General features: G+C 68.1%; 12 protein-coding genes and 4 pseudogenes. 8 read left to right on the top strand and 8 right to left on the bottom strand.

Translation table 11 applies throughout. The features are described 5' to 3' along the window. Positions 1-258 precede the first annotated feature (258 nt). Positions 259-1,644 carry a peptidoglycan DD-metalloendopeptidase family protein gene (locus tag ACQ86G_RS10560; RefSeq protein WP_431260523.1) on the top strand — a complete coding sequence of 462 codons (1,386 nt, stop codon included), beginning with the start codon at positions 259-261 and terminating at the stop codon, positions 1,642-1,644. Positions 1,645-1,718: 74 nt separating this feature from the next. Then, positions 1,719-2,848: pseudogene (locus ACQ86G_RS10555) on the top strand (anhydro-N-acetylmuramic acid kinase). Positions 2,849-2,960: 112 nt separating this feature from the next. Here the strand turns inward: ACQ86G_RS10555 and erpA are convergent. From erpA to rplM, 3 genes and pseudogenes are all read right to left on the bottom strand, one after another. Then, positions 2,961-3,334: pseudogene (gene erpA / locus ACQ86G_RS10550) on the bottom strand (iron-sulfur cluster insertion protein ErpA). A 199-nt stretch (positions 3,335-3,533) separates the two neighbouring features. Further along, positions 3,534-3,926, bottom strand: coding sequence for a 30S ribosomal protein S9 (gene rpsI, locus ACQ86G_RS10545; RefSeq protein WP_331614824.1), 393 nt, complete (start codon positions 3,924-3,926; stop codon positions 3,534-3,536). A gap of 9 nt (positions 3,927-3,935) precedes the next feature. Beyond that, on the bottom strand, positions 3,936-4,364 hold the full coding sequence (gene rplM / locus ACQ86G_RS10540; RefSeq protein ID WP_067065533.1) for a 50S ribosomal protein L13: 429 nt from the start codon (positions 4,362-4,364) through the stop codon (positions 3,936-3,938). Positions 4,365-4,658: 294 nt separating this feature from the next. On the opposite strand from rplM, the gene ACQ86G_RS10535 reads away from it, so the two are divergent. The 4 genes and pseudogenes from ACQ86G_RS10535 to ACQ86G_RS10520 all read left to right on the top strand — a co-directional run bounded on the left by ACQ86G_RS10535 (position 4,659) and on the right by ACQ86G_RS10520 (position 7,632). Continuing rightward, complete coding sequence (locus ACQ86G_RS10535; RefSeq protein ID WP_431260522.1) at positions 4,659-5,411, top strand: GNAT family N-acetyltransferase; 753 nt, start codon at positions 4,659-4,661, stop codon at positions 5,409-5,411. A 67-nt stretch (positions 5,412-5,478) separates the two neighbouring features. After that, positions 5,479-6,060 (top strand): annotated as a pseudogene (locus ACQ86G_RS10530) (DUF2726 domain-containing protein); the annotation flags it as partial. Positions 6,061-6,301: 241 nt separating this feature from the next. After that, positions 6,302-6,535, top strand: coding sequence for a hypothetical protein (locus ACQ86G_RS10525; protein ID WP_431261558.1), 234 nt, complete (start codon positions 6,302-6,304; stop codon positions 6,533-6,535). Positions 6,536-6,606: 71 nt separating this feature from the next. Next, positions 6,607-7,632: a serine/threonine protein kinase gene (locus ACQ86G_RS10520; protein WP_431261369.1), complete on the top strand. Its 1,026-nt coding sequence runs from the start codon at positions 6,607-6,609 to the stop codon at positions 7,630-7,632. 130 nt (positions 7,633-7,762) lie between these two features. On the opposite strand, the gene htpG is transcribed toward ACQ86G_RS10520, so the two are convergent. Beyond that, positions 7,763-9,655, bottom strand: a complete 1,893-nt coding sequence (gene htpG / locus ACQ86G_RS10515; protein ID WP_431260521.1) for a molecular chaperone HtpG — start codon at positions 9,653-9,655, stop codon at positions 7,763-7,765. Between the two features lie 152 nt (positions 9,656-9,807). Here htpG and ACQ86G_RS10510 point away from each other — a divergent pair. After that, positions 9,808-9,983, top strand: a pseudogene (locus ACQ86G_RS10510) (trimeric intracellular cation channel family protein); the annotation flags it as partial. Beyond that, positions 9,984-10,427, top strand: a complete 444-nt coding sequence (locus ACQ86G_RS10505; protein ID WP_431261368.1) for a trimeric intracellular cation channel family protein — start codon at positions 9,984-9,986, stop codon at positions 10,425-10,427. It abuts the pseudogene before it with no gap. Positions 10,428-10,482: 55 nt separating this feature from the next. Here ACQ86G_RS10505 and ylqF read toward each other — a convergent pair whose 3' ends face one another. Genes ylqF through ACQ86G_RS10485 form a run of 4 tightly spaced genes read right to left on the bottom strand, consistent with a single transcriptional unit; the run spans position 10,483 to position 14,931 of the window. Continuing rightward, on the bottom strand, positions 10,483-11,565 hold the full coding sequence (gene ylqF / locus ACQ86G_RS10500; RefSeq protein WP_431260520.1) for a ribosome biogenesis GTPase YlqF: 1,083 nt from the start codon (positions 11,563-11,565) through the stop codon (positions 10,483-10,485). Positions 11,566-11,603: 38 nt separating this feature from the next. Further along, a complete protein-coding gene (locus ACQ86G_RS10495) occupies positions 11,604-11,987 on the bottom strand; it encodes a copper-binding protein (protein WP_431260519.1) in 384 nt (127 codons plus the stop codon). A gap of 41 nt (positions 11,988-12,028) precedes the next feature. Further along, the gene (locus ACQ86G_RS10490) at positions 12,029-13,441 is read right to left on the bottom strand and encodes a multicopper oxidase family protein (protein WP_431260518.1); all 1,413 of its coding nucleotides are present in this window, start codon (positions 13,439-13,441) and stop codon (positions 12,029-12,031) included. 26 nt (positions 13,442-13,467) lie between these two features. After that, positions 13,468-14,931: a TolC family protein gene (locus ACQ86G_RS10485; RefSeq protein WP_431260517.1), complete on the bottom strand. Its 1,464-nt coding sequence runs from the start codon at positions 14,929-14,931 to the stop codon at positions 13,468-13,470.

Here is a 14,931-nt window from a genome sequence, read left to right as displayed (position 1 = left end):
CATCTGTAACCCGGGCCCGCCGCTATACTTTCGGCTGTTTTTGCGGGGCGCCAAGAGGGCAATTCACATGCCTGACCTGTCGCTGCAACGCAAGACGGCGATTCTAGTGGACGGTCTGCCGAATGCTCCGGACGCCCCTCAGGGCGTCCTTCGCTTGACAGGCCACCGAATCCCGGTCCGGGCCATCCGGCCACGCGCTCTCCAGGCGTGGCGGCGGATGGCGCCCCTCAGGCTCCAGAAAAAGGTCTTCGGCGCGTGATGAATTGGAATGACGAATGGCAGCGCGTGCAGCGCACCCTCGCTCGCGCCGAATCCTTCGCGGCCAAACACCCCCGCGCCCTGACCGGCACCGTGGTCGGCGTCCTGAGCGGCTTTGCCGTGACCGCCTTCGGCGTCGCGCCGCTGGCCCCTGACGCCGCGGACCTTCCGCAACGTGTCATCTCCGAATCCATCCCGCTGCAATCGCTGGACGCGCAACTGGCCGACCTGGCCGCGTTCGATCCAGGCCTGTCGCGCAGCGATGTCACCCGCGCCGCCGATACCGCCGATGTGCTGCTCAAGCGCATGGGCGCATTCGACTCGGCCGCCGCGTCGTTCCTGCGCACCGACGACACCGCCCGGAAGCTGTTGACCGGCCGGATCGGCAAGCGCGTGCAAGTCGTCGCGACCGCTAGCGGCGAGGTGCAGTCCCTGGTGGCCCGCTACGCCGCCGAATCCAACGATCAGCTGGACACCCATTTCACGCGCCTGAGCATCACGCGCCAGGGCGACAAGTTCGTCTCGAAGCTCGAGACCGTGGCGTACGAGACGCAGACACGCCTGGGCAGCGGCACGATCCAGTCTTCGCTGTTCGCCGCGACCGACGAGGCCAACGTGCCCGACGCGATCGCCACGCAGTTGGCGGACATGTTCTCGGGCGACATCGACTTCCACCGCGAACTGCGCAAGGGCGACCGCTTCTCGCTGGTCTACGAAACCCTGACCGCCGATGGCGAACCCATCACCTGGGGCAACCGCTCGGGCCGCCTGCTGGCTGCCGAGTTCGTGAACAACGGCAAGAACTATCAGTCGGTGCTGTTCCGCGACCCGGCCAGCGGCAAGAGCAACTACTACGGCTTCGACGGCGAGAGCAAGCGCCGCTCGTTCCTGGCAAGCCCGATGGAGTTCTCGCGCGTCACCTCGGGCTTCGCGATGCGTTTCCATCCGATCCTGCAGACGTGGCGCCAGCATCAGGGCATCGACTACGGCGCGCCGACGGGCACTGCGGTGCGCAGCGTCGGCGATGGCAACGTCGAGTTCGCCGGCTGGCAGAACGGCTTCGGCAATGTCATCCAGCTCAAGCACAGTGGCAGCCGCATGACGGTCTATGCCCACCTGAGCCGGATCGACGTCAAGAAGGGCCAGAAGATCGAGCAGGGCCAGAAGATCGGTGCCGTCGGCTCGACCGGCTGGGCCACCGGGCCGCATCTGCACTTCGAATTCCGCGTCAACGGCAAGCAGCAGGATCCGCGCGTGATCGCCCGGGCCTCCGAGGCGGTCACACTGCCCGCGACCGCCAAGGCAGCCTTCCAGTCGCAGGTCGCCAGCGCGAAGAACGCACTCGAGGCCGCCGCCTCGATCCACGACGGCGTCGTCGGCGAGTAAGTCAGCCAGCGCTCGCTCAAGCGCTTCGCTGGAATAGCCGCACGCCCGCCCCTTCCGCCACCGCCCCTTCCGCCATGAAGAAGTCTGGCGTCGAGCTCTACATCGGACTGATGTCCGGCACCTCGCTCGACGGCGTCGACGCGGTGCTGCTGCGCGCCGAGTCCGACGGGCGCGTCCAGGCCCTGGCCCACGACTACCAGCCTTTCAGCCCCGAGTTGCGCGCGGAACTGCTGGCGCTCAACAGCCCCGGCATCAACGAACTGCAGCGCGCGGCGCTTGCCGGCAATGCGGTCACTCGCGCTTATGCCCAGGCATGCCGGTCGCTGCTGACCGCGCAGCGGCTTGCCCCTCGGGAGATCCGTGCACTCGGCGCGCACGGGCAGACCGTCCGGCACCGCCCCGGCGAGTTCGACGGCACCGGCTTCACCCTGCAACTGCTCAACGCCCCCTGTTGGCCGAACTCAGCGGCATCGCGGTCGTCCACGACCTTCGCACCCGCGATCTCGCGGCCGGTGGCCAGGGCGCGCCGCTGGTGCCCGCCTTCCATCGCGCGGTGCTGGCACAGGACGGCACCGACGTCGTCGTGCTGAACGTCGGCGGCATCAGCAATGTGAGCCTGCTCTGGGCAGACGGTCGCAGTGGCGGCTTCGATTGCGGACCGGGCAACTGCCTGATGGACGGCTGGATCCAGCGCCATCAAGGTGCCGCCTACGACGCCGGCGGGCAATGGGCCGCGCAGGGCCAGGTCCATACAGGCCTGCTCAACGCCTTGTTGGATGAACCCTACTTCCGCCAACCCCCTCCGCGCAGCACGGGGCGGGATCTGTTCCACCTGGGCTGGCTCGATGCCCGGATCGCAGCGCACGCACCGCGCGCGTCTGCCGTCGACGTGCAGGCGACGCTGCTTGAGTTGAGCGCACTGTGCGTGCTCGACAGCCTGGTCGCCTTCGCACCCGGCGCATGGCGCGAGTTGCTGGTCTGCGGCGGCGGCGCATTCAACGACACGCTGCTGAAGCGCCTCCAGGCGCTGCTACCCACCGTCGCGATCCGCACGACCGCAGCCAAGGGACTCCCGCCGATGCAGGTCGAGGGCGCCGCCTTCGCCTGGCTGGCGATGCGCCATGTGCACGGCCTGCCCGGCAACCTGCCGACGGCGACCGGGGCATCCGGCTTGCGCGTGCTGGGCAGCTACACGCCCGCCTGATCGACGCCTCGCAGCAAACTCCGCGTTTCAGAAACGACAAGACCGCCCGAAGGCGGTCCTTGTCATTCAGCCCGGAGGCCGAAGCATCCGACGAATCCGGCGTTTCCGCCGCTCAGACGGAGAAGCTCGACCCGCAACCACAGGTGGTTTGCGCGTTCGGATTCTTGATCACGAACTGGGCGCCTTGCAGGTCTTCCTTGTAGTCGATCTCGGCGCCGACCAGGTACTGCAGGCTCATGGCGTCGATCAGCAGCGTCACGCCGTTCTTGGCCATCTGCGTGTCGTCGTCATTCACAGCTTCGTCGAAGGTGAAGCCGTACTGGAAGCCGGAGCAACCGCCCCCTGCACGAACACGCGCAGCTTCAGTTCCGGATTGCCTTCTTCCAGCACCAGCTCGCGCACCTTCTCGGCCGCACTGTCGGTGAAGACCAGCGGCGCCGGCATGCCGCCCAGATCGGTGGATTGCGTTTCGAGGACTGCGCTCATCGTGGATCCTGTTGTGTCGGAGGAATGGCGGGATTATCTCAAAGGCCCCGCGTGAGGAGCGGACCCTTGGAGATAGCCCCTTCGACAGGATATGCACCCTGTCGAACAAAAAACAAGGCCGCTGAAGCAGCGGCCTTGTCCTTGAGCTTTCGCCACCGATGACATCCCAACCCGGATGCCACCAGCGGACGGAAGTCGATCAGCGCTTGCTGAACTGCTTCCGGCGACGGGCGCCGTGCAGACCGACCTTCTTACGCTCGACTTCACGCGCGTCACGCGTGACGAAGCCAGCGCGGCTCAGTTCGGGCTTCAGGGCCGAGTCATAGTCGATCAGCGCGCGGGTGATACCCAGGCGGACCGCGCCGGCTTGGCCGGACTCGCCGCCGCCGTGCACGTTGACCTTGATGTCGAACGCTTCACCATTGTTCGTCAACAGCAGAGGCTGGCGCGAAATCATGATGGACGTCTGACGGCCGAAGTACTGCTCGATCGAGCGGCCATTCACCGTGATCTGGCCAGTGCCCTTCTTGATGAAGACACGTGCCACAGACGACTTGCGACGGCCGGTACCGTAGTTCCAGTTTCCGATCATCTCCGCTCCTTAGATTTCCAGCGCCTTGGGCTGCTGGGCGGTGTGCGGATGCGTGTCGCCCGCATACACCTTCAGCTTCTTGATCATCGCGTAGCCGAGCGGGCCCTTGGGCAGCATGCCCTTGACGGCCTTTTCCAGGGCACGGCCCGGATGCTTGGCTTGCATGTCCTTGAACTTGGTGGCGTAGATGCCGCCCGGGAAACCCGAGTGACGGTAGTACACCTTGTCCGTGGCCTTGTTGCCAGTGACGCGCAGCTTCTCGGCGTTGATGATGACGATGAAGTCACCGGTATCGACGTGAGGCGTGTAGATGGCCTTGTGCTTGCCGCGCAAACGGAGTGCCACTTCGCTGGCAACACGTCCGAGCACCTTGTCGGTGGCGTCAATCACAAACCACTCGTGCGTCACTTCGGCCGGCTTGGCGCTGAAGGTCTTCATGAGATTCTTTCAAAAGGCGAAACTTCGGGCGATCTGCCCCCGTACGCTCGGTGCACGCTTGTCTGCGATGTCACAGTCAATGTGATTCGCTGCGGCCTCTCACGGACGTTCCCCCGCTGCCTTGGAAACGGGAAAGCCGACGAGTCTAGCAGAACCCGCCCGAAAGCCCAAGCCCCGGCTGCTGGCGCCACGCCGCGCGGCCCGCCGGCTGATCCGCGCCGCCGATTTGTGACGCCTCCGGACAGGCACCGGCGCCGTTCCCCGCTAGCATCCCTCCCCATCGCCCAGCCCGCCATGTCCACCCCGTCCGATCCCCGCCCGACCACGCCCGAGCCGAAGGTGCCGGAGACGACGCCACCGTCCCGCTGGAGCCCGCGCGCGATGCTGGCCCGCTGGACCGGCTGGGTGCCGATCCGTTCGCTGGGCAAGCGCCACCGCAAGCGCATCCTGCAGCACCTGCTCGCGCTGGGCGAGCGCGACCGCTACCTGCGCTTCGGTTACCCGGCGCGCGACGAGCAGATCGGGAAATACGTCGCCGGCCTGGACCTTGTCCGCGACGAGGTGCTGGGCATCTTCAACCGCCGCCTGCAGTTGATCGCCGTGGCCCACCTGGCCTACGCCCCCGCGCCGCAGATCAGGGGGCGGCCGGCGATGGCGGAATTCGGCGTCTCGGTGGCCACGTCCGCCCGCGGCAAGGGCTTCGGCGGCCGACTGTTCGAGCGCGCCTCGCTGCACGCGCGCAACCGCGGCATCGACACGTTGTTCATTCACGCGCTGAGCGAGAACGCACCGATGCTGAAGATCGCCCGCAACGCCGGCGCGACGGTCGAGCGCGACGGCGGCGAATCCGAGGCCTGGCTGCGCCTGCCGCCGGATTCGGTCTCCTCGCATGTGGACGAGGCCCTGGAGCGCCACATGGCCGAATGGGATTTCCAGTTCAAGCGCCACATGCGCACCGTCGGCGACTTCCTGGATGGTGTGGCCGAGGTGAAGTCCCGGATCCGCAAGGTGCGGGACCGCTCCGACGACCCGGGCTCGAAACGCTGATCGCACAGGTAGCGGTTTCATTCCCTGGGGACACACCCGATTCCAGGGGGTGGCGGGGTGAGTTTGGATGCAATTTGTAACGCCTTTCCGCTACATTCCCGCGATTCGCCCGGTACGGTGTGTCCGATTCGCTGCTCCCGTGCGTCCTCCGGCGTCGTCGAGCGCCATCCGTCCGGTCCGGCCAGCTCATTGGGCTCATTGGGATATGCAGAACCTGCTTCCGTGGATCATCGCGGGACTGTCGGCGCTGGCAGTCCTGGGACTGGCCGCCGCGCTCCTGCTGCGGCGCCCGCGCCGTGAGCGCAAGCCGCTGCCCACGGAGTGGTCGCTCAACGCCCGCCCCGTCTTCAGCGCCGACGAACGCCGCGTCTTCCGACTGCTGCGCGAGGCCCTCCCCCACCATGTCGTCATGTGCAAGCTGCCGATGGTGCGCTTCTGCCAGCCGACCGAGGCCCGCGACGTGCGCTACTGGTATGAGCTGCTGGGCGGCATCAGCGTGAATTTCGCGATCTGCAGTCCCAACGGGCGCGTGCTGGCCGCCATCGACATCGAGACCGACCGTCCGGGCTCCACCCGCAGCCTGCAGATCAAGCAGGCGGTCCTGGCCGCGTGCCGCATCCGCTACCTGCGCTCGTCGGTGGACAAGCTCCCGAGCGCCACCGAATTGCAACTGCTCGTGCCCTACAGCAACCAGGGCAGCCGCGCCGGCATGGCGGCGATGCCGCGCGGCAGCGCCCCCATCTTCCCAGCGCGCCGCCGGCCGCGGCCCCGCGCCGTCCGGCCCCGGCCGCGCCCGCGACCTCGCGCAACACGCTCTGGAACGACTCCCCGGTGTTCAGCGACTCCTTTTTGCGCCGGACAGCCGCTACGACGCGTTCGGCGGCGAGTCGATGCAGGCGCCGCTGCCGTCGGCGGAACCGCGGGCCCGCGGCTACCGTCCGCGAGCCGGAACGCACGAGGCGTCCGGTTTCCGCGACTCGCAGCTCCGGGACCCGCATGCGCGCGATCCGCAGTTCCGCGACTCCCAGTTCGGACGCGATTTCCCGACCCTGCCCGGCGGCGAGCTGCCGGATCCCGACATCGGCGGCGTGGTGGTCGACTCGCCCCGCTACGGGCGGCGCTAAGCTACGCCCCTGCCCGCTTCTCGAGGACACGACGGCGCTCCGGCGCCGTTTTTGCTGCCCTCGCCGCTCCGATGACTGACATGACGGCCGGTTTCGGCCTCCTGACCCCCGAACTGATGCTCGATGCGCTCGAGCATGCGGGACTGCGCCCCGACGGCCGGCTGCTACAGCTGAACTCCTACGAGAACCGCGTGCTGATGGCCCATCTGGAGGACGGCGCGGCAGTGGTCGCGAAGTTCTACCGGCCTGGCCGCTGGAGCAATGCGCAGATCCTCGAGGAGCACGCGTTTGCCAGGGCACTCGCCGAGGCGGAAGTGCCCGTCGTCGCGCCGTTGGCGCTGAAGGACGGCGCGGACGACCGCGCGGCGGCCAGCACCCTGGGACATTTCCAGGGGCAGCGCTTCGCGGTGACGCCGCGCCAGGGCGGCCGCGCGCCGGAGCTCGAGGATCCCGAGGTGCTGCGCTGGATCGGCCGGCTGCTCGCGCGACTGCACGAGGTCGGCCAACGCGAGCCCTTCGAGCACCGTCTGTCCTGGAACAGCGCCGCGCCCGCGCGGGAAGCACGCGACTGGCTGCGTGCGCACGACACCTTGGCGCCGGAGGTCTCGAACGACTGGCACGACGCAGCCGCGCGCTGCATCGATGCCATCGATGCCGCCTTCGATGCGCTGCCCGATCGCCGCGCGCTGCGTCTGCATGGGGACTGCCATCCGGGCAACATCCTCTGGACGCCGGATCGCGGCCCGCATTTCGTGGACCTCGACGATGCCGTCCAGGGCCCCGCGGTGCAGGATCTGTGGATGATGCTGTCGGGGGAGCCGGAGGCCGCACGCCGCCAGCTCGACGCGCTGCTCGACGGCTACGAGAGCGTGCGCGAATTCGACTGGCGCGAACTGAAGCTGGTCGAGGCGCTTCGCACGCAGCGGATGATCCACCACAGCGCCTGGCTGGCGCGACGCTGGGATGACCCGGCGTTCCCGGCGGCCTTCCCCTGGTTCGGCACGCCCAACTACTGGAGCGACCAGGTCGTGAAGCTGCGGGAGCAGCTCGAGGCGATGCGCGCGCAAGCCGAGCCCCAGCCCAACTGGCACGGTTGAAGGCACGGCTGAAGGCACGGTCGAGGAACACCGTCCCCGGCCAGATCCGGCAGTGCACCGGCAACGCCAGCCGGAGCCTGCGTTCCGAGGGGCAGCCGCCGCGGCATGAGCGCGCGGCGGCGGAACGACATCAGCCCAGCAGCAGCGCGTTGACGCGTTTCACGTAGGCCGCGGGGTCCTCGAGCACACCTCCTTCGGCCAGCAGCGCCTGGTCGAACAGCACCTGCGCCAGATCACCGAAGCGGCCGTCGTCACCCTCGATCGCGCCCAGCTTCTTCACCAGGGCGTGGTCGGGGTTGATCTCCAGCGTCGGCTGCGACACCGGCGCGGTCTGACCCGCCTGCTTCAGCATCCGGGCCAGGTGGCCGCTGATGTCGTGCTCCTCGACCACGATGCAGGCCGGCGAATCCACCAGCCGCGTCGTGACGCGCACATCCTTGGCGCGACCTTCCAGCGCGGTCTTCAGCCGGTCCAGCACCGGCTTGAACTGCTCGGCGGCTTCCTCGGCCTTCTTCTTCTCTTCCTCGTCCTGGAGCTGGCCGAGATCGACGGCGCCCTTGGCGACCGACTGCAGCGACTTGCCTTCGAACTCGTGCAGGTGCGACAGCATCCACTCGTCGACGCGCTCCGTCAGCAGCAGCACCTCGATGCCCTTCTTGCGGAAGATCTCGAGCTGCGGGCTGTTCTTCGCGGCGCCCAGGCTGTCTGCGGTGATGTAGAAGATGGTCTCCTGGCCTTCCTTCATCCGCGACACGTAGTCGGCGAACGAGACGTTCTCATCCGCATGCGTCGACGCGAAACGCAGCAGCTTGACCAGGCGTTCCTGGTTGGCGTGGTCCTCGCCGACGCCTTCCTTCAGCACCTGGCCGAAATCGGTCCAGAAGCGCGCGTACTTGTCGCGCTCGCCGGCGTCCTCGCTGTGGGCCAGCGATTCCAGCATCGACAGCACGCGCTTGGTCGAGCCCTCACGGATCGCCTTCACGTCGCGGCTCTCCTGCAGCAGCTCGCGGCTGACGTTCAGCGGCAGGTCGGCCGAGTCGATCACGCCCTTGACGAAGCGCAGGTAGACCGGCATCAGCGCCTCGGCGTCGTCCATGATGAACACGCGCTTCACGTACAGCTTCACGCCGCCGCGCTTGTCGCGGTTCCACAGGTCGAACGGGGCCTTGGCCGGGATGTAGAGCAGCTGCGTGTATTCGCTGCGGCCTTCGACGCGGTTGTGCGTGAAGGCCAGCGGCGCTTCGGTGTCGTAGCTGATCTGCTGGTAGAAGGCGTCGTACTCGGCCTGCGTGATGTCGCTCTTCGAGCGCGTCCACAGCGCGGACGCCTTGTTCACCGGCTCCCACTCGTCCTTGAGCACCTGCGCGGCGTTGTCGGCGTCCCACTCTTCCTTGCGCATCAGGATGGGCAGCGAGATGTGGTCCGAATACTTGGCGATCGTCGACTTCAGGCGCCAGGTCTTGAGGAACTCCTCCTCGCCCTCGCGCAGATGCAGGATGACGTCCGTGCCGCGGCCGGGCTTGGTGATGGTCTCGACCTCGAAATCGCCGGTGCCTTCGGAGGTCCAGCGCACGCCCTGCTCGGCGGGCAGGCCCGCGCGACGCGATTCGACCGTGATGCGGTCGGCGACGATGAAGCCGGAATAGAAACCGACGCCGAACTGGCCGATCAGGTTCGCGTCCTTCTTCTGCTCGCCTTCGAGCTTGGCCATGAACTCGCGGGTGCCGCTCTTGGCGATCGTGCCGAGATGGGCGATGGCCTCTTCCGCCGACAGGCCGATGCCGGTGTCGCTGATGGTGACGGTGCGGGCTTCGGTGTCGAAGGACACGCGGACTTCAAGCGTCGGCTGGTCCTCGAAGAGTTGCGGATGGTCGAGCGCCTCGAAGCGCAGCTTGTCGCAGGCGTCGGACGCATTGCTGACCAGCTCGCGCAGGAAGATCTCCTTGTTCGAGTAGAGCGAGTGCGTCACCAGATGCAGGATCTGCTTGACTTCGGCCTGGAAGGAATGGGTTTGCTTGTCCATCGTTCGTGAGAGCGGTGATGCGAAGGGATGCCAACGGGTCCAAAGCGGCGCGTGAGGAGCGCCCCCGATGGGGCCTGGATTATCGCGGCGACAGATGGGGTCGCGCGGGCCCGATTTCAAGGGACGGTGCGCGCCTCTAAACTCCGCGCCCTATGCCGATGATCTACTGGTTCGACTTGTTGGGCGTGGCGGTATTCGCCGTCAGCGGCGCGTTGGCCGCGATGCAGGCGGGGCTCGACCTGTTCGGGCTGCTGGTCATTGCCGCGATGACGGCGGTGGGGGCGGCACGCTGCGGGATCTGCTGCTGAACCGGCATCCCGTGTTCTGGATGAAGGACACGCGCTATCTGCTGGTGATCATCGCGAGCGCCCTGGCCGCGCTGATCGTGGGGCCGTTCCCGGAGCACGCGATCGGGATCCTGAAGATCGCCGATGCGCTGGGACTGGCGCTGTTCGCGCTGTGCGGCACCGAGATCGCCGAGGAGCACGGCGTGAAGCCGATGCCCGCGCTGCTGATGGGCACGCTGACCGCGTGCGGCGGCGGTGTGCTGCGCGACGTCCTGAGTGGTCAGGCGCCGCTGCTGCTGCGCAAGGACATCTACGCCACGGCTGCGATCGGCGGCATTGCGCTGTACTTCCTGCTGAAGGCGATGGGCGTGCCGATGCGCTGGGCCTTCGTCATCGGCATGGTGGGTGTCGCAGCGTTGCGCCTGGCGGCCCTGTACTTCGGCTGGCAACTGCCGGCGCTGCAGATGCTGCAAGTGCATCCCTGACCGCCGCACGGCGCCCGCTGCTCCGGACGGCGGAAGCTGGGTGCCCCTGAGCGATTTAGCGGAGCCTGCGAGCGTATGAGCGAAGGGGCGCCCGGCTTGCGCCGTCGCGCTCGGTCTCTCGCGGTTCAGTCCTCGCGGTCGAGGTCCTCGTCCTCGTCCTCTTCTTCATCGTCGTCCTCCTCCCCTCCGAGTCATGCGCCTGCTGCGCGTCGCGCGTGCCGCGCTTGGCGGCGACGGCGCGGGCTTCCTTCTCGGCGATCCGGGCGGCTTCCGCGGCGTCGGCGGCGGCGGTCCATTCGTCGAACTCTGCCGGTGTTTCCAGCGTGATGCGGCCCAACTGCCCCTGGCGCAGGTCGTAAAGCAGGACTTCCGCGGCCTTCTGCATGTTGATGCGACCGCCCGAGAGCACCGCGCCGCGGCGCTTGCCGATCAGCTGCAGCACCTCGCCGTCGAGCAGCGAGGCGTCGGGTTCGAGCTGGTAGCGGGTCTTCAGCGACTGCGGATAGTGCCGGCGCAGATAACCTAGCAGGTCCAGTGCGACCACTTCCTCCTCGAAGGCGTTGCGGCCGATCGCGCCGCTGGCGGCGAGGTTGAGGCCCGCTTCCGGCACGCGGATCTTGGGCCACAGCATGCCCGGCGTGTCGAACAGGTAGACGCCCTTGTCGAGCAGGATCTTCTGCTCCATTTTCGTGATGCCGGGCTCGTCACCGGTGGCGGCGGCGCGCTTGCCGACGATCGTGTTGATCAGCGTGGACTTGCCGACGTTCGGGATGCCGCAGATCAGCACACGCAACGGCTTGTCCAGGCCGCCGCGGTTCGGCGCCAACGCGCGGCACTCGGCCGCCATCAGCTTCGCCAGGCCGGGCTGGCCCTGGTGGATCGCGACGGCGTGCGTGTTCGGCTGCGCGCGGTAGAACGCCAGCCACTCCGCCGTGCGCGCCGGATCGGCCAGGTCCTGCTTGTTGATCAGCTTCAGCGCCGGCCGGCCCTGCGTCAGTTGCGCGATCAGCGGATTGGCGCTGCTCGCGGGCACGCGGGCATCGAGCATCTCGATGACCACGTCGATCCCGCTTTTCATGCGCTCGCGGATCGCGCCCCGGGTCTTGTGCATGTGCCCGGGAAACCATTGAATCGCCATGGCGCGATTGTCCGCGATCTCGCCGGCGATCCGCCGCCTCAGTTCTGCGCGGGCGCCGGACGCAGCTCGACGATGGTCGGTGCGCCGTCGCGCGATTCGATCCGGACCTCCAGCTTGTCGCCGGCCTTGATCGCCGAGAGCTGTGCCGCGCTCACCACGCCCGGCGCCAGCTTGAACGGCATCGTCATGCCCGGCATGTCGAGGTGGCGGATGTCGCCATGCTTGAGCGTCAGCTTCTGCTGCGGGATGTCGATCCGGCGGACTTCGGCCGGGATCCAGTCCTGCGAGGAGGGCGTCGAGGCCTCGGCGGCTTCCATCTGCTGGTCATGGCCTTCGTGCGAATGCTCCTGCGCGCGGGCCGGCAAGGCGGCAGCGTTCAGGACGACGGCAAGGGCGGCGAAGACGGTACGAATGTGGTTCATGGTATTGGCTTTCTGAATCTGTGAATCGGGGAGCGGCAAGCTCAATGCCCCTGATGTCCGTGCCCATCGGGCTTTCGGACACGCAGCGGCTCGGCGGCGGCCGGCGCGGATGACTTCGGCACCGGCGCCTCGGGGGCAGCCGCCGGCGTGGCGACGGCGCGAGCGACCGTGCCGGCCGGGGCGGCATACCAGCCCGGGTCGGTGTAGTCGCCTGGCTTCTGGTCCTTTCGGACCTTCAGCACGCTGAACATCCCGCCCATCTCCAGCGACCCGTGCGGCCCGCGGCCGGCCATCATCGGCACGGTGTTCTCGGGCAGCGGCATCTCCATCTCGGCCATGTCGGCCATGCCGCGCTCGCCCATCGCCATGTAGTCGGGGATGACCTTGTTGATGCGCGCCGCAAGACCGCGATGGTCCACGCCGATCAGCGTGTCGACCTCATGTCCCATCGCATTCATCGTGTGATGGCTCTTGTGGCAGTGGAACGCCCAGTCGCCGGGTTCATCGGCCAGGAACTCGATCTGCCGCATCTGCCCGACCGCGACGTCGGTCGTGACCTCGGGCCAGCGCGCCGTCTTCGGCACCGGGCCGCCGTCGGTGCCGGTGACCTCGAACTCGTGCCCGTGCAGATGGATCGGGTGGTTGGTCATCGTCAGGTTCCCGACGCGGATCCGCACCCGGTCGCCCTGCCGCACGTTGAGCGGGGCTATGCCCGGGAAGACACGGCTGTTCCAGGTCCACAGGTTGAAATCGGTCATCGTCATCGTGCGCGGCGTGTAGCTGCCGGGATCGATGTCGTAGCTCGAGAGCAGGAAGCAGAAGTCGCGCTGCACCTCGGCGATCTGCGGATGCCGCGCCTTCGGATGCGTGACCCAGAAGCCCATCATCCCCATCGCCATCTGCGTCATCTCGTCGGCATGCGGGTGGTACATGAAGGTGCCCGGACGGCGGGCGACGAACTCGTAGACAAAGGTCTCGCCCGGCTTGATCGCCGGCTGCGTCAAGCCGGACACGCCGTCCATGCCGTTGGGCAGGCGCTGGCCGTGCCAGTGCACGCTGGTGTGCTCGGGCAGCTTGTTGGTGACGTAGATGCGCACGCGGTCACCCTCGACGACCTCGATCGTCGGGCCGGGCGACTGGCCGTTGTAGCCCCACAGGTGCGCGGTGGTGCCCGGCGCGAGCTCGCGCAGCACCGGTTCGGCGACAAGGTGGAACTCCTTGACGCCGTCACGCAAGCGCCAGGGCAGCGTCCAGCCGTTCAGCGTGACGACGGGGTTGTACGGGCGGCCGTTGGGCGGCGCCAGCGGCGGTGCCGTGTCGGCGCTGTCGCGCAGGGCAGGCTCGGGCAGCGCGGCCATCGCGACACGCGACACCCCGCTCGCGTTCACCGCGCCGGCAGCGCCGAGCGCCGCCCCTGCGGCGGCTCGGGCAAAGAGGTTTCTCCGGGAAATCATCGGAAGGTCCTTTCGAGGCCGCGCGCTCAATGCGCGGCGCCGCCGGCGGCTTCAGGCGCTGCGGCGGCTTCAGGCGCTGCGGCGGTCGAGGAAATGAAGGAGGCCGCCGTGGCGCCGTCGCGCACGGGGCCGAGCAGGCTTTGCGAAAGTTCAGACTCCGCGAGCCAGAAATCGCGCTGTGCGTTCAGCGTCGCGGACACGGCGCGCGCCTGCACGCGCGCATCGGCGAGCAGGTCCATCACGCCGACCAGCATGCCGTTGTAGCGGAGCAGCGTCTCGTCGGAGACCTGTCTGGCCAGCGGCAACACGTCGTCGTGATGGCGTCGGGCGATGCGCCACGCGGTCTCCGCGCGCGCCCGGGTGACGCGCACCTCGGACCGCGCCTCGATCGCGATCTGCGCGGTGCGCTCCAGCGATTGGCCATAGGCCTCGCGCGCGCCGGCGACACGTGCCTGACCCCAGTCGAACAGCGGCAGTTCGACGCTGAGCTCGACACCGCGCTGCGTCGGTTCCTCGTTGCTGCTGTTGCGCTGCAGGCCGAGCTCCAGCACGTTGACGCGGCCGGTACGGCGCGTCAGGCCCAGCTGCGCAGCGAGTCGCTCGGACTCCCGCTTCGCGGCCAGGATGTCGAGCCGTTGCGCGACCGCCTGACGCTCGACATCGTCCGCAGTGCGGAAGTCGGTGGGCACGTCCGGCAGACGCTCGGGCAGCTTCAATGCGGCCAGGTCGTCGCCCCAGAGGCCGATCGCGCGGATCAACGCTTCGCGATCGCCCGCCGCCTGCAACTGCGTCTGCTCCATCGCGAGCTGCGCTTCGGCGAGCACCGTGCGCTCGCGCGCAAGACGCAACGCGCTGACGTTGCCCGCCTGCCGCATGCGCAGCGCGAGTTCGGCACCGGCCGAGGCCGAATCGAGCACCGTCTGCGCGTGTCGCAATTGCTCCTGCGACGCGACCGCCTGGATCCAACTCCGACGCGCCTGACCTGCAACGTCCAGCAACTGTTGAGCAACGCGGGCCTGCTCGCGTTCAAGTGCCCGGGCGCCGGTTTCCTGACGAGCGCCACGACCGAGCAGGCTCAGCAGGTTGAACTGGAGACCGCGCTCGATCTCCCTCTCGTCGCCCCGGACCAGACGACCGATGTTGAGCACGGGATTCGGCCAGAGCAGCGTCTGCACGCGCTCGGCTTCCACCATGCCGAGGCCGTACAGCCCCGCCCGCAACCCGCGGTGGTTGAGCAGCGCGAGTTGCACCGCACCCTGTGCGTCAAGAGGCGCCGCGAGCAGGGCATCCGTGCGCGCGCGGGCGGCGGCGCGCTGATCGTCGGAGCGCTGCAGCGGCAGTTCGGCGCCGAGCCAATCACGGCTCTTCTGCTGCACGGGCGCGGCTGCCTGTTCGGGCGACAAGGCGGCGCAGGCCGACAAGGTCATCGTCGCGACGAGCGCGAGCAGCAGCCGGACAGGGGAGCGTCCGGGTGTGTTCATGGAGGACAT

Source organism: Roseateles chitinivorans, from assembly GCF_050632145.1.
GTDB lineage: Bacteria > Pseudomonadota > Gammaproteobacteria > Burkholderiales > Burkholderiaceae_C > Roseateles > Roseateles chitinivorans_B.
Note: the sequence above shows the minus strand (reverse complement) of the source record. Positions and strands in the feature narration are given on the sequence as shown.

Bases quoted from the DNA above. Each gene is read 5' to 3' on its own strand.
- ACQ86G_RS10560 (WP_431260523.1), top strand. From the start codon at position 259: ATGAATTGGAATGACGAATGGCAGCGCGTGCAGCGCACCCTCGCTCGC.
- rpsI (WP_331614824.1), bottom strand. From the start codon at position 3,926: ATGATCGGAAACTGGAACTACGGTACCGGCCGTCGCAAGTCGTCTGTG.
- rplM (WP_067065533.1), bottom strand. From the start codon at position 4,364: ATGAAGACCTTCAGCGCCAAGCCGGCCGAAGTGACGCACGAGTGGTTT.
- ACQ86G_RS10535 (WP_431260522.1), top strand. From the start codon at position 4,659: ATGTCCACCCCGTCCGATCCCCGCCCGACCACGCCCGAGCCGAAGGTG.
- ACQ86G_RS10525 (WP_431261558.1), top strand. From the start codon at position 6,302: ATGCAGGCGCCGCTGCCGTCGGCGGAACCGCGGGCCCGCGGCTACCGT.
- ACQ86G_RS10520 (WP_431261369.1), top strand. From the start codon at position 6,607: ATGACTGACATGACGGCCGGTTTCGGCCTCCTGACCCCCGAACTGATG.
- htpG (WP_431260521.1), bottom strand. From the start codon at position 9,655: ATGGACAAGCAAACCCATTCCTTCCAGGCCGAAGTCAAGCAGATCCTG.
- ACQ86G_RS10505 (WP_431261368.1), top strand. From the start codon at position 9,984: ATGAAGGACACGCGCTATCTGCTGGTGATCATCGCGAGCGCCCTGGCC.
- ylqF (WP_431260520.1), bottom strand. From the start codon at position 11,565: ATGGCGATTCAATGGTTTCCCGGGCACATGCACAAGACCCGGGGCGCG.
- ACQ86G_RS10495 (WP_431260519.1), bottom strand. From the start codon at position 11,987: ATGAACCACATTCGTACCGTCTTCGCCGCCCTTGCCGTCGTCCTGAAC.
- ACQ86G_RS10490 (WP_431260518.1), bottom strand. From the start codon at position 13,441: ATGATTTCCCGGAGAAACCTCTTTGCCCGAGCCGCCGCAGGGGCGGCG.
- ACQ86G_RS10485 (WP_431260517.1), bottom strand. From the start codon at position 14,931: ATGTCCTCCATGAACACACCCGGACGCTCCCCTGTCCGGCTGCTGCTC.